This is a genomic window from Nocardia transvalensis NBRC 15921 (assembly GCF_000308875.1).
Classification (GTDB): Bacteria; Actinomycetota; Actinomycetes; order Mycobacteriales; family Mycobacteriaceae; genus Nocardia; species Nocardia transvalensis.
In genome coordinates, this window is the sequence record NZ_BAGL01000014.1 from 40,308 (window position 1) to 53,844 (window position 13,537).

The 13,537-nt window shown below is 65.7% G+C and carries 9 protein-coding genes; 3 read left to right on the forward strand and 6 right to left on the reverse strand.

Translation table 11 applies throughout. The annotated features are described in order from the left end of the window. Position 1 precedes the first annotated feature (1 nt). Positions 2-1,468: a type VII secretion integral membrane protein EccD gene (gene eccD / locus ON41_RS06150; RefSeq protein WP_040745890.1), complete on the reverse strand. Its 1,467-nt coding sequence runs from the start codon at positions 1,466-1,468 to the stop codon at positions 2-4. Between the two features lie 158 nt (positions 1,469-1,626). On the opposite strand from eccD, the gene ON41_RS06155 reads away from it, so the two are divergent. The 3 genes from ON41_RS06155 to ON41_RS06165 all read left to right on the forward strand — a co-directional run bounded on the left by ON41_RS06155 (position 1,627) and on the right by ON41_RS06165 (position 6,705). Next, positions 1,627-5,664 (forward strand): type VII secretion protein EccC, encoded by a 4,038-nt coding sequence (locus ON41_RS06155; RefSeq protein ID WP_040745892.1) that lies wholly within the window; start codon positions 1,627-1,629, stop codon positions 5,662-5,664. A 353-nt stretch (positions 5,665-6,017) separates the two neighbouring features. Further along, complete coding sequence (locus ON41_RS06160) at positions 6,018-6,362, forward strand: WXG100 family type VII secretion target (protein ID WP_040745893.1); 345 nt, start codon at positions 6,018-6,020, stop codon at positions 6,360-6,362. Between the two features lie 37 nt (positions 6,363-6,399). Beyond that, entirely contained in the window at positions 6,400-6,705 is a 306-nt protein-coding gene (locus ON41_RS06165; RefSeq protein WP_040745896.1) for a WXG100 family type VII secretion target, read from the forward strand. 55 nt (positions 6,706-6,760) lie between these two features. Here the strand turns inward: ON41_RS06165 and ON41_RS06170 are convergent, their stop codons facing one another. From ON41_RS06170 to ON41_RS06190, 5 genes are all read right to left on the reverse strand, one after another. Then, positions 6,761-7,969 carry a DUF7373 family lipoprotein gene (locus tag ON41_RS06170; RefSeq protein WP_157185377.1) on the reverse strand — a complete coding sequence of 403 codons (1,209 nt, stop codon included), beginning with the start codon at positions 7,967-7,969 and terminating at the stop codon, positions 6,761-6,763. 6 nt (positions 7,970-7,975) lie between these two features. Beyond that, a complete protein-coding gene (locus ON41_RS06175; protein ID WP_040745899.1) occupies positions 7,976-9,193 on the reverse strand; it encodes a DUF7373 family lipoprotein in 1,218 nt (405 codons plus the stop codon). 117 nt (positions 9,194-9,310) lie between these two features. Beyond that, positions 9,311-10,876, reverse strand: coding sequence for a serine/threonine-protein kinase (locus ON41_RS06180; protein WP_040745900.1), 1,566 nt, complete (start codon positions 10,874-10,876; stop codon positions 9,311-9,313). Positions 10,877-10,955: 79 nt separating this feature from the next. Beyond that, positions 10,956-12,233, reverse strand: coding sequence for a DUF7373 family lipoprotein (locus ON41_RS41025; RefSeq protein WP_040745901.1), 1,278 nt, complete (start codon positions 12,231-12,233; stop codon positions 10,956-10,958). Then, positions 12,230-13,438, reverse strand: coding sequence for a DUF7373 family lipoprotein (locus tag ON41_RS06190; RefSeq protein WP_040745902.1), 1,209 nt, complete (start codon positions 13,436-13,438; stop codon positions 12,230-12,232). Before ON41_RS06190 ends, ON41_RS41025 begins: the two co-directional genes overlap by 4 nt. Positions 13,439-13,537: the final 99 nt, after the last annotated feature.

Consider the following 13,537-nt stretch of genomic DNA (forward strand, 5'->3'; position numbering starts at 1 on the left):
GTCAGAGCGAGCGGATCAGCGAGTACAGCTCCGCGACCCAGAACACCAGTGGCAGCACCGCGGCCACAAAGGCGTACTCCAGGAGTTCCACGGCGCGGCGCATGGGCGGCGTGGCGGACTGGTTGGGCACGATGAGGCCCAGGATCAGCGCGCCGATCAGCATCACCATCGCGGCCCCGAAGACGGCCAGCGGCTGGTCCATCTTCAGCGCGGCGGCCACCATCATGGACAGCAGGATCACCGCACCGCCGGAGATCAGCACCACGGCCTGCTCGGCCCCGGCATAGGTGCGGCTGCGGAACATCAGCACCACCGAACTCACCAGTGCCAGAGCGACTCCCGGCCAGAACGGGTTGTCGGCGGTCGGGTCCGTCCCGGCCAGCGCGCCGACCACGGTCACCACGGTGGTCGCGGCGACCAGGCCGGCCAGATACATCCGCGCGCGTTCGGACTTCGCGCGCAGGACGTCCATGCTGGGCAGCGCGCGGTGGTCGTCGGGATCTTCCTCGGTGGGGTCGATCGGCGTGCCGGGCGAGGGCACCGGCGGCAGCGGCAGCTTGGCAAGCAGCATCGACACCCGTGGCGACAGCGACAGGGTGCCCAGGGCGAGCGCCGCGGCGACCGCGCCGATGGCCTTGACCGGCTGCGAGGTCAGCAGCCCGACCAGGGCCGCGGGAACGGCGAAGACCGCCAGCGTGGTCGCGCCGATGAACAGCGCCAGCCCGACCCCGCTGACCCGCCAGGTCAGCACCGCGGTCGCGCCGACGAGGACCGATCCGAGCAGGAAATTCGCCCAGCCGTAGTGGTCGGGTACCAGCAGCATGCCCGCGGTGAATGCGGCCGGCAGCGCGCAGCCGCCGAGGATCAATGCCGTCGGCCGGTCGCCGTACATGCGGCTGAGCACGGTCGCGGCGACGACCAGCAGGATGGCGATGAAGGCGGCGATGGACCCGGTGACGTAGCCGGACAACGCATCCGGCGCCGCGAGCAGTCCGGCGCAGCCGACCAGCATGGTCAGCACCGCGATCACGGAGCCGGTGATCCGCGCGACCGCCGGTGACCAGGCACGGAAGTGGTCGGCGTCGGCGATCGCGACGTTGTACATGATGTCGTCGAACAGCGGTGTCGGCGCGACGTGGTCGGCGCTCTCCAGCATCAGCAGCTCGCCGTCGCGCACGCCTTGCTCGCCGAGGCTCAGCGAATTGGAGAACGGCGGCTGGCCGACGCGCGCCAGCACCCATTCGGCGGGCTGGAATTGTTCACCGGAATTGTCGAAATCGTTGTGGCGGCTGTGTTGTGCCACCATATCGACGACGCTGGGAATGACCAGGGCGACCGGTACGTCGACGGGAATGGCCATATCCACTTGGGTATGCTTGGCCAGGATGGTTACTCGGGCCAGATCGGGTGCCCGGACGATCCCGCGGCTCGAATCTTCCTCGACATGTTCCAGTCGCGCGTGCGTCACGCTTCCCCCAACTCCGTCTCTACCTCGGGTTTCCGCATCCTCCCCGGTTTGCGGTCGCGCGGCCGGCCCGTGCAGAATGCCCTCGAACTGTACGTCATGTCGGCAGTGCCCTCTACACTGAGGCCGCTAGCACTGCCGCGAAGGGGGATCTTCCGTCGATGAGCACAGTCCGGTTCCAACGCCGTCAACGCCGGGAGGTTCCGCGGTCTCCGGGGGGCGAGGTCACGCTGCAGCCGCCGCCGGAGATCCCACGCGCGGTACCGGGCAGCCTGCTCCAGAAACTCATGCCCGTCGTGATGATCGTCGGCATGGTGGGGATGATGGCCCTGCTGTTCACGCAGGGCGGGGGCATCGCCTCCAACCCGATGAGCATGATGTTCCCGATGATGATGGTCTTCTCGATGGTCGGCATGTTCGCCGGCCAGGGCGGGAAGGGCCAGAAGGCGGCCGAGGCCAACGAGGACCGCAAGGACTACCTGCGCTATCTCGACCAGGTCCGCAACGATGTCGACGACACCGCCCAGCAGCAGCGCGAGGCCGTGGAGTGGAGCCATCCGGAGCCCGCGCTGATCTGGATGCTCGCCGGCACCAGCCGCATGTGGGAGCGCCGCCCGGGTGACAAGGACTTCTGCCACGCGCGCATCGGCCTGGGCGGGCAGCGCCTGGCGACGCGCCTGGTCTCCCCGGAGACCGGCCCGGTCGAGGAGTTGGAGCCGATCGCCGCGGTCTCGCTGCGCCGGTTCGTGCGCACCCACTCCACCGTCCCCGACCTGCCCACCGCCATCGCGGTGAAGGGCTTCGCCACCATCCAGCTGAACGGCGACCGCGCCGAGGCCCGGGACATGACGCGCGCGATGTTGTTGCAGCTGTGCATGTTCCAGGCGCCGGACCAGGTCCTGCTCGCGGTGGTGTGCGGCGCCGACACGGTGCGCGAGTGGGAGTGGACCAAATGGCTCCCGCACACCCAGCATCCGGAATCGCAGGACGGCGTCGGCACCGAGCGCATGGTCTTCGGCTCGATCCGGGAGATGGCGCAGGGGCTGAGCCCGTTGCTGCACAACCGGGTTCGGTACTCGCGCAACCAGCCCGCCAACCAGAACCTGGTGCATATCGTCATCGTGGTCGACGGCGGCCTGCTCGAGGCCGAGGAGGACAGCCTGCGGGAGTCCGGCTTCGAGGGCGTCACGATCATCGACCTCTGCAATTACGCTCCGCGCCTTGCGGTGTCGCGCGGCATCCAGATGGTCGTGGAGAACGGCGAGTGCGTCGGCCGCGGCGCCACCGGCAATATGGAGCGCTTCGCGCTGATCGACCGCATCAGCGCCCGGCAGGCCGAGCAGGTGGCGCGCCGCCTGGCCCCGTTCCGGGTCGCGGTGCAGCGCGGCGCCGAGACGGTCGCCGAGGAGAGCAGCGAGGTCATCTCCTCCTGGTCGCAGCTGGTGGGCCTCGGCGATATCGGCACCTTCAACCCGCAGCACGCCTGGAAGCCCCGCTACGGCCGCGAGCGCCTGCGCGTCCCGTTCGGCGTCGGCGCCGACGGCCTGCCGGTGTACCTCGACATCAAGGAGGCCGCCGAGAACGGCATGGGCCCGCACGGCCTGTGCATCGGCGCCACCGGTTCCGGTAAATCGGAATTCCTTCGCACACTGGTGCTTTCGCAGCTGGCGACGCATTCGCCCGACCAGCTGAACCTGGTCCTGGTCGACTTCAAGGGCGGCGCGACCTTCCTCGGTCTGGAGGGTGTCCCGCACGTCGCGGCGGTCATCACCAACCTGGAGGAGGAGGCCGACCTCGTCGGCCGTATGAAGGACGCCCTGGCCGGTGAGATGAACCGCCGCCAGGAGGTGTTGCGCGCGGCCGGCAACTTCGCCAACGTCGGCGAGTACGAGAAGGCCCGCGCCGCCGGCGCCGACCTGGACCCGCTGCCCGCGCTGTTCGTGGTGCTCGACGAGTTCTCCGAACTCCTCACCCAGCACCCGGATTTCGCGGAACTGTTCGTCATGATCGGCCGCCTCGGCCGCTCGCTGCACGTGCACCTGCTGCTGGCCTCGCAGCGCCTGGAAGAGGGCAAGCTCAAGGGCCTCGAATCGCACCTGTCCTACCGCATCGGCCTGAAGACCTTCTCCGCCAACGAGTCTCGCCAGGTCCTGGGGGTCCCCGACGCCTACAACCTGCCGAACAGCCCGGGTGGCGGCTACCTGAAATCCGGCGACGGCGAGATCCGGCGCTTCCAGGCCTCGTATGTGTCCGGAACGTACGTCGGCGGCGGCGCGCAGCGCGAGGTCACCCAGGCCGGTATCGCGGGCGGCGAGATCGATATCAACGCCCGGCTGTTCACCGCCGGCCACGTGGATTTCCGCAACAGCGACCGCATTCCGCTCCCGCCGGAGCCGACCATGGCCGAGGAGTCCAAGGACGAGGCCGCCGAGAAGATGTCCAACCTCGACATGCTGGTCTCCCGCATTCGCGGTCACGGCCGTCAGGCGCACGAGATCTGGCTGCCGCCGCTCGAGGAGGCCCCGACGCTGGATCAGCTGCTGCCGCGGTCGATCCTCACCGGCGAGTACAACGCGGCCGCCTCGCTGCGGGCGCCCATCGGCATCGTCGACCGCCCGTACGACCAGCGCCGCGACCCGCTGATCGTCGACCTGTCCGGCGCGCGCGGCAATGTCGCCATCGTCGGTGGCCCGCAGTCCGGTAAGTCGACGGCGCTGCGCTCGCTCATCATGGCGATGGCGCTGACCCACACCGCGGAGCAGGTGCAGTTCTACTGCCTCGATTTCGGTGGCGGCACCCTGGCCGGCCTCGAGGGCCTGCCGCACGTCGGTTCGGTGTCGGGCCGCCTGGACGTGGACAAGGTGCGCCGCACCCTCTCCGAGGTCACCACGATCGTCCGGCAGCGCGAGCTGCGCTTCCGCCAGCTGGGCGTCGAGTCCATGGCGGAGTTCCGGCGGCTGCGCGCCACCGAGCCGTCGTCCAGCCCCGCCGCGGCCGGTGTCCACGAGGACCCCTTCGGCGACGTATTCCTGGTGATCGACGGCTTCATGTCCATCCGCCAGGACTTCGACGTCCTCGAGCAACAGATCAACAACCTTGCCGCACAGGGCCTCTCGTACGGCGTGCACATCGTGATCGCGCTGAACCGCTGGGCCGAGGCCCGCCCGGCCCTCAAGGACCAGATCGGCACCCGCATCGAACTGCGCCTCGGCGACCCGATGGACTCCGACCTGGGCCGCCGCGTCGCCGCCCTGGTGCCCCAGGGCCGCCCGGGCCGCGGTATGACCCCCGACGCCCTCCACATGCTCACCGCCCTGCCCCGCGTCGACGGCGATTCCAACCCCGAAACGCTCGGCACGGGCGTGGCCGACGCCGTCGCCCGCCTGGCCCAGCAGACCCCGGGCCGCCCGGCCCCCACGGTCCGCATGCTGCCCGACACCTTCAGCCGCGACGATCTGCTGCAGCACCTCGGCGGCTGGCCGAACGGCCTGGATACGCGGGGTCCCAACCTGCAGATCCCGATCGGGCTCAACGAATCCGAGCTCGCGCCGGTGTATCTCAACATGAACGAGCAGCCGCACTTCCTGGTGTTCGGCGATACCGAATGCGGCAAGACGAACCTCATGCGGAGCGTGATCCGCGGAATCGTCGACTCCAACACCCCGGCGCAGGCCAAGCTGATCATCGCCGACTATCGCCGCACCTTGCTGGGCGTCGTCGACAGCATGCACCTCGCGGGGTACGCGCCGTTGCAGGAGCGGCTCGAGCAGATGATGGCCGAGCTGGTCGGAATTCTTCGCCAGCGCATGCCCGGTCCGGACGTTACCCAGGAGCAATTGCGGCAGCGGTCGTGGTGGACCGGTCCGGAAATCTATGTCGTCGTGGACGACTACGACTTGGTCGTCACCTCGAGCGGTAATCCGCTGGGCGTGCTCACCGAATACCTGGCCCACGCCAAGGACATCGGATTCCACCTGATCATCGCCCGCCGCTCCGGCGGCGCCTCGCGCGCGATGTACGAGCCGCTGATCTCCCGCATGAAGGATGTCGGCACAACGGGCCTGATCATGAGCGGTAACCGCGACGAGGGCATGCTGCTCGGCAATATCCGGCCGAGCGAGATGCCGCCCGGCCGTGGCACCATGATCACGCGGTCGGGGGCCGCGCTGGTCCAAACCGCATGGAGCGCGGCGCCATGACCGGGGCGGTACACTGTGAAACCTCGTTCCGGGCCGAGTTCGCTTGTGCGCCAGGGGACGGTACGAGGAGCCGCGGCTGTACCGAACGTGCTGTTCGAAGGCCTTACGTAGCTGCGAACTTCGGTGGTACCTTAGCGCCGACGAGGTTCGCGGGCGAGCGTGCAGTGTCGGTGAGAAGGGGGAGGTGGGATACCAGCGAATCTGCATATGCCCGGGTCGTACGGTCGATTGCCGTGCCTACCCACAAGCAGGGGGCCGACATGGAACCGGTGACGCCACTCGTGCGTCCAAACAGATTGAAGGACCATCACAGTCACTGCGCACCGTGGTGACCGACTGAAGGAGCTACCCAGATGGGGTTGTCAGCCGATCATGCTGCATTCGTCCGGTTCAAGGACACGATGCAGACGAAGCATGACGAGATCAGCAGGTTGGTGACTGGCGCTGAGTCCAGCGCGAGCACACTGGACGGCCCGGCATTCAAAGGTGGGGCCGGCCAGATGTTCAAGCAGACATTCCAGGAGTTTCTCCGCGCCGCCAACGCGATGAACGAAACGCTGATGAGCAATGCCACCAACCTGGAGCAGGTCACCAAGCAGTTCGGCAGCACCGAAGAAGATCAGATCTCCCAGTTGAAGGCTGTGAACGGCTCGCTGCCCGGCGGCGCGCCTGCTCCCAGCCTCAACATGGGCACCTAATTCTGATCCGAATCCAACAATACTTCTGGAGTAAACAATGGGCGACTTTGGTGAAATTTCCTACGATTTCGGTTCGATCAACGACGTAGGTACCGGCCTGCACACCACCGCGAAGAACATCACCTCTCTCCTGGAAGACATGGAGAAGGAATTTCAGACCTTCATCACCTCGCACTGGCAGGGTGGTCAGGGTAATGAGGCGTTCAACGCGGTTCAGACCAGGTGGCAGGGCCAGTCTGCGGAGCTGTCGCTGACCCTCGGCAAGCTCGGCACCACGACCGTGAGTGCCGGCGAGGCCATGCAGAGTGCCGACGGTCTTGCCGCCAAAATCATCGGCGGCTGAGAACGACGACACATCGGCCGCATTTCCCGCCAAGGGAAATGCGGCCGATGTATTTTTACCAGCTGCTGTTCGCGAAGAGCGCGAATTGTGCGGCGCTGCGCTGATATGCATCCATCAACTGCCCACTCGAAATCTTGGCCACATACCGGTCGTATCGCACCAGGCACGCGTAGCGGTTGTAGGACACCGAGGTGTTGGTATCTTCCGTGCACGAGCTGTTGGGAATGCCCGGTGGGGGGTCGACGGGGCGTTTCGCCGTGCTGTCGCGTGTCTGTTGGATCAGACCTTTTGCCGCTTCCTCGTCTCGGGCCCGGTAGGCGATGCTCACCCTGTTGACTACTCCGATGGCGTCGACTCCGGCGCGGTCCAGCATCGACTTCGCGCCCTTTTTGTCCATGCCGACGAGGTTCACGAATCCCCGCGGTCCGATGGCCATGTCGTTGATAATCGACGAAGTGAAGTAATCCTCCGGATGTAGCGTCTTCCGCATTATTCCCAGTGGATCTTTGGACAGGTGAAGAATTTCTCTCTTCGAGAGTGGTTTCAACGTGTCCAGCAAAGGCAGTTGTACATCGTAGGCTCGCTCGGCCAACGCTGTCAGATCCGACAGATTGTCTTTCGGGGTACGCACGAAGAGGTTGACCAGGTAGGAGCCCCGTGCCATTCGTGCACCAAGGGTCCGGATACCTGGTCGCCAATGTGAAAGAGCCTGCGGGTACTTTGCCAGCGTCACCGGCTGGTTCTGGTCTTTCGCGATATCGAAATCCGCTGTCTCGTACTCGCGCGCGGCGTCGGCGGCGTTTTTCTCGTCCGGGAATTGAAATATCGTGACTTCGACGTAGGTATCACCGTCTGTGGACCCTGTTTCCGACGGCTTGTCGCTGCTTGCGATCGTCAGCCCGTACAGCATCTGATGCGTGAGCAGTACCGGCGAGAAATTCTCGAGATATTTGCTCTTCACAGCGTCCTGTGGAAGCCGGATCTCCGTCGCTCCGGCGCCGTAATTCAGTTTCGGATCGATTTCCGGCCCTGGTGCGACAACGTCTGCCAAGCGGAAGATGGCTTCGGCCTTGTTTCCTTCCAGCGTCGGAGTGTAGTCGTACCGGAGGTCATTGGGCTCGGTGCTGTAGCTTCCGGTGTCGAGCTTCCGGACATCGATTTCGGCGGGTTTACTGTTTCCCGTCACGGTGGCGCAGCCGACGAGTGTCAGCGCAGCTGTCAGTCCGATGAGAGAATGGGAAAATTTACAGGTCTTGGTAGTCATTGCCGCCTACTTGCTATTGGCAAGAATTGCATATTGGGCCGAGATCTTCTGCTGAGCGTCCTGCAGCTGGCTCGAGGAAGCCTGCGCGGCGAAACGGTCGTAATGGATCTGGCAGTTGTACCGGACGAGGCCACGGCCTTTCGGACCCTTGAACTCGAAGCACAAGGCGTTCGGAAGCCCGGCAGGCGAGGGCGCATGCCTCGAGAAGCGGTCCGGTTGGGTCGTGGCTTCGAACAACTTCGCGGCCGCGGCGGGCCCCTTCGTGCGGTACAGGTCCGCTCCGTCGAAAGTCACGAGGTCGACGCCCGCCTCCTCGTAGAGCCGCCGAGCTTCTTCGATGTCATCCGCAAAGTCCAGGGCGCCGTGCACCGTGTAGGTTCCCGGAACATTGGTGAAAGAATCGCCTTCCGGCCTTCGTACCGTTCGACCGCGCATATTTTCCGGGTCGATAGGTACCGTCATGAGTTTGTCCGGTGGCGTCGGCACGAACTTCTCGAGGGCCGGTATCGTCGCCGCGACCGTCTTCTCGGCAAGAGCGGACATGAACGGAAAATCGGAAACATCGAGCTGCTTGTTCTCGTGGTGCTGCACGATCGTGACGATGACGTACTTCCCGGTAGCGAGCCACGAGAACAGGGTTTGATCCTTCGCCTGCTGGCGTACGATCGCGTCGGGGTATTTTTCGAGTCTTCCCGGATCTACTTGCCCATCCATGTAATAGCCAGCTTCGGAGAGCTTTCCGGCAGCGGCGCGCGCAGAATCCTCGTCCGAGAAGATCAGAACCGAGTTCACCAGTTCGTAGGAAAGATTCAGAATCTTGTTCGAAAGTCCGATGGTCGAATATCCTGCGACGTAATTCTGTGCAGCCTCGTCGAAATTATCGCTGCGCAGCCATCGGAACATTTGACTCGAGTGCGTCTCCTTGCCCGCGCCGAGAAACGCGTGTGTCCCGCTCGGATCGCCGTATTTCAGGGCGGGGTCGACCTCCGTGGGGAGCGGCATGATATTTCCCAGCCGCTCAGCTTCCATGTATCGGGCCACTACCATGTTCTGCGCGTTGTCGATGCGACGCGGCGTCGTGGCGTAAGGGCCGGTATCCAGCTTGGTGAGGTCGACGGATGGGTCGGTCCCCGAGGTATCGGGGGAGTCCGAACCACACGCTGCTGTCGATGCAATAGCGGTAGCGACGCACAATGCGGTCAGGCTCTTGATCAGACTGTGCACGGTCGAATTCCCCCCACCCCTGTCGCGGAAATGTGTACGGTGAGCTTCACGCACCCCCCTCTCGTGTAGTACGAGCGGAATCCTACTTCAGGCGTTCGCCCGGGACGCCGCCCAGCACTACTTGATCCGGGTGTGCAGTACCGGAATCAGCTTGTCCAGCAGTGTCTTCTCGGAGTTCGGCGACCAGTTGCGGATGGCCGCGACCACCGCTGGTTCATCGATGGGGATCACGGTGGCGCGGGATTGTGTGATCTCGTACGGCAATCCGATGAGTCCGCCGCCGCCTGCTTTCTCGTCACTGCGCACGGCGAGGATGTAGCTGTCGGAGGGCGCCGACAACCTCGGGTAACTGTCGGGCGCCGGGCGGGGCGAGGTCTCGTCGCCGTTCTTGGCGTAGCTCAGGTTGTAGACGAAACCGAGGCCTTCCAGGAACTGCGTCTGCGTGGTGCCGCTGAGGTAGATCCCGAACTTCCCGTATTCGCTGCCGGTGACGTCGACCATGGTGACGGTCTTGCCCTCGAATGCGGGGTTCGCCTTGCGGGCGTCGGCGACTGTGGCGATGGCGGTGGGGGTGGCGGCTGTTGTTGTGGTTGTGGTGGTTCCGCCGCCTCCGCTCTGGGTGGCCCAGATGCCGAGGCCGGCGGCGAGGGCGACGACTACCGCTGCCGCGCTGCCGCCGAGAATCCACTTCTTGCGCGGGTTCGGGGGCTCTTTGGTCAGGGAGGAGACGTCGAAGTCGGGGCGGCCGGGGGCCGAGAGGGCCACGCGCGGATCGGTGCGGGGGCGGGAGTCGGGGACCTGGATGGGGTAGGTGGGGGAGGTGTTGGAGTGGACCGGATTGTGGCCGGGCATCAGGGCGTTGGCCGCGGCGTCGGTGAATTCCCGGCAGGTGTTGAATCGTTCGGCGGGGTTCTTCGCCATGGCGCGGGCGAAGATGTGGTCCAGGGCGTTCGGCAGGTTCGGGTTGACGGCCGTCGCGCGGGGCGGGGGCTCGTAGAGATGCCCCATCATGACCATGGCGGGTTGCGTTGCCGGATAGGGATTCTGGTTCGTCACCAGTTTGTAGAGGGCGCAGGCGAGGCTGTAGATGTCGCCGCGGTGGTCGACCTGCATGCCCTGCAACTGTTCCGGCGGGGCGTAGGCGATGGTGGCCACGAAGCTGCCGGTCTGGGTGAGTTCGGTGGCGTCGTCGGTGGATTTGGCGACGCCGAAATCCGTGAGCAGGACCCGTTCTTCCTCGTCGTCGCGGGAGAGCAGGAAGTTGGCGGGTTTCACGTCGCGGTGCAGCAGGCCGCGCCGGTGCGCGTAGTCCAGGCCCTTGCCGACCTCGGTGACGATGCGTAGCGCGCGCAGCGGGGTCATGGCGTGCGGGTCGCGGGCGAGTTCGGCCGAGGCGTCGGTGCCCTCGACGTACTGCATGGCGATCCACAGCTGGCCGTGTTCCTCGCCGCGGTTGTAGACCGAGACGATATTCGGATGATCAAGGCCCGCAGCGAGATTGGCCTCGCGCTCGAAGCGACCGCGGAATTCGGCATTACTCGACAGCTCGCCGCCGAGCACCTTGATGGCGTCCATGCGCGGCAGGCTCGGGTGTTTGCCCAGATAGACGGTGCCCATACCGCCCGCGCCGAGTACACGCTCGATCCGGTACCCACCGACGATCGTGCCGGGACTCATCGCCATCTGAAACAAACTCCTGGTCGCGCGGTGGGGCCGATCCTGCTCAGGCGGAGCCTACTGTGCCGTGCCGGTACGGGTCGAGTCACGGCTGCCACTGACTGTTCGCGAGCAGCGCGTATTGCGCGGCCGTGCGCTGGTGCGCGTCCAGCAGCTGATCGGCCGACAGATAGCTGACGTACTGGCGATACGCGACGATGCAGGTGAAGCGCTTGGCCTTCGTCCGCGAGGCCTGTCCGGCGGTGCTGTTCTCCATGCACACCGAATCCGGAACGTTCGGCGGCGCATCCGCGGGCTTGCCGACCGGAGCGATCGTAAGCGGTTCGGTCACCGCCTTTTTCGCGGACGCCTCGTCCTTCCCCCGTGCCAGCAGGGCCGCGTCGGTCATCGCGAACCGGTCGGCGCCGATGGCCTCGAACGTCTTTCGGGCCTGCGTGCGGTTGGGCATGAATTGCAGAATGCCGCGGCGGCCGAGGATCGCGGGGGTGGAGCCGAGCCCGGGTTTGTTGAGCTCGTTGGGATTCAGGGTGCGGCTGAGAATGTGGTCCTGATCCCAGGGCAGATGCAGCGCTTCCTCGTCGGTGAGCGGCTTCAATTGATCCAGCATCGGCACCTGGGTGCTGTAGGCCGCCTCGGTCAGCGAGGTGAGCGTGGCCGGATCGGCCTTGGGGACCGTGAGGACGACGGCCGCCACGTACAGGCCGTGCGCCAGGAACGCCCGTGAGGCCGTGCCGCCCGGCCGCCAATGGGCGCGCGCGTCTTGATATTTCGGGAGCGCGAGCGGCTGGTTCTTGTCTTTGTTCGCCTCGAAGTCCGCGTCGTAGAGTTCGCCGGCGGTCCGTTTCGCAGCGTCGGCGTCGGGAAACTGCATGACCAGCAGGTTCACGGTCGTCGCGTCGGGTGTGGTGCGGCTGACCTCGGGCCAGGTGAAGTCGAGAACCGAGGTCGGCCGGTCGGAGCCCTCCGATTTGAAGCCGAACATCATCTTGTTGCGTTTGAGGATGGTCTCCACGGCATCGCCCCGGCCCAGCAGGCCGTCGGGGGCGCCGGCGCTGAAGTCGGACGAGTCCACGGCATAGGTGAACCGCTGGTCGACGTCTTCGGCGGTCGCCACATAATCGGCCAGCCGCATGGCGCCGACGGAATCCATGGCGTAGAAGCCGGGCCGGTAGTCCTCGTAGATATCGACCGGTTCGATGGGGTACGAGCCCACGTCGAGCTTGCGGATATCGACCTCGCCGGGCTGCGCGATACCGGTGAGGGTCGCGTTGCAGGCGCTCAGCGCGGCCACGAGACCGACCGTCGCGAGCACGCCCGCGACCCTGCGAATGCCGTGCCTGGAGATCGTGTTCGAGGTGATCATGCGGCATTCACCAACATCGCGTACTGCGCGGAGATCCGCTGCTGGGCGTCGAGCAATTGGCTGCCCCAGGCCAGTGCGGCGTAGCGGTCGTAGGACACGGCGCAGTAGTAGCGGACCGCCAGCTTCTCCTTCCCGTGGTACTCGCGGCATTTCGCGACCGGCAGGTTGGCGGGGGACTCGGCGGTGTGGAAGTGCTTCGTCGGGCCGCCGAATTCGTCGCGGACCTTCTTGGCGGATTCCGCGTCGCGCGCCCGGAACAGCTGGTTGCCGTAGTCGGCGAATTTGTCCACGCCGTTGTCTTCGAAGACCTTCTTCGTCTCGTCCGGATTGGAGTTGAAGTGCAGCGCCGAGTGCGCGTTGTAGACGCCGGGCGGGTTCAGCCAGGCGCCGCCGGTGTCCTCCTTCGGCCGGATCAGGGTCCGGCGCAGCATCGCCTCGTCGTCGATGGGCTGCGACATGAGTGTGTCGGGCGGGTGCGGGGTGAACTTGGCGATCGAGGGGACGACGACGTCCAAGCTCTTCTGCAGCAGTGTTGTCAGTGCTGGGAGGTCCACCTTGTTCAGCCAGGCCTTCGCCTGGTCGTAGATCCAGGTGTAGACGACGTACCGCCCGGTTGCGTACCACGATCCGATCGACTGCACGGTCGGATCCCAATGGGCGTGCACGCCGGGGTATTTCGGCAGCGAGACGGGCTGGTTGCGGTCGTTGAAGCCGGCGTCGGTGCGCTCCAGCGCCGCCGCCGCGTTGGCGGCCTTCTGCTCGTCGGGGAAGAGCATGACGGTGTTGGCCAGCTCCATTCCCTCGTTGTACGGATCGTTGCGGGCATAACTGGCGAAGCCGCTGATGAAATCGGGCGCATCCTCGGCGAACCGGCTGGTGTCGACCTTGATGATGTTGTTCAGCAGCGAATCCTTCGGATCCACGAAGACCAGGGACGCGAACGGCGCCGGATGGACGAACGCCGGATCGATATCCATCGGGAGCGGGACGAAATTCCCCAGCCGCTCCGCCTCGATCATCCGGGCCGCCTCGTTGTTCTTGGGTGTCCCCATATCGTGCGGCTGCCCGCTGTAGGGACCCAGATCCAACTGCTTGATATCGATGACCGGATCGGCCGGCACCGCCGCGCCGCCGCCCGAACCACATCCGGCCAGCAACGACGCGGCCAGCAGCCCGGCCGCCAGGAGTCCCGTGGTCCTCCGCATACTTCCCCTCCGTTGGAACTCGGCGGCCGCGCCGTAGCCACCGTGACCGGGCACAGGCACGCAATCGAGCGGTTGACAACATAGCACCTGGACGCTCCG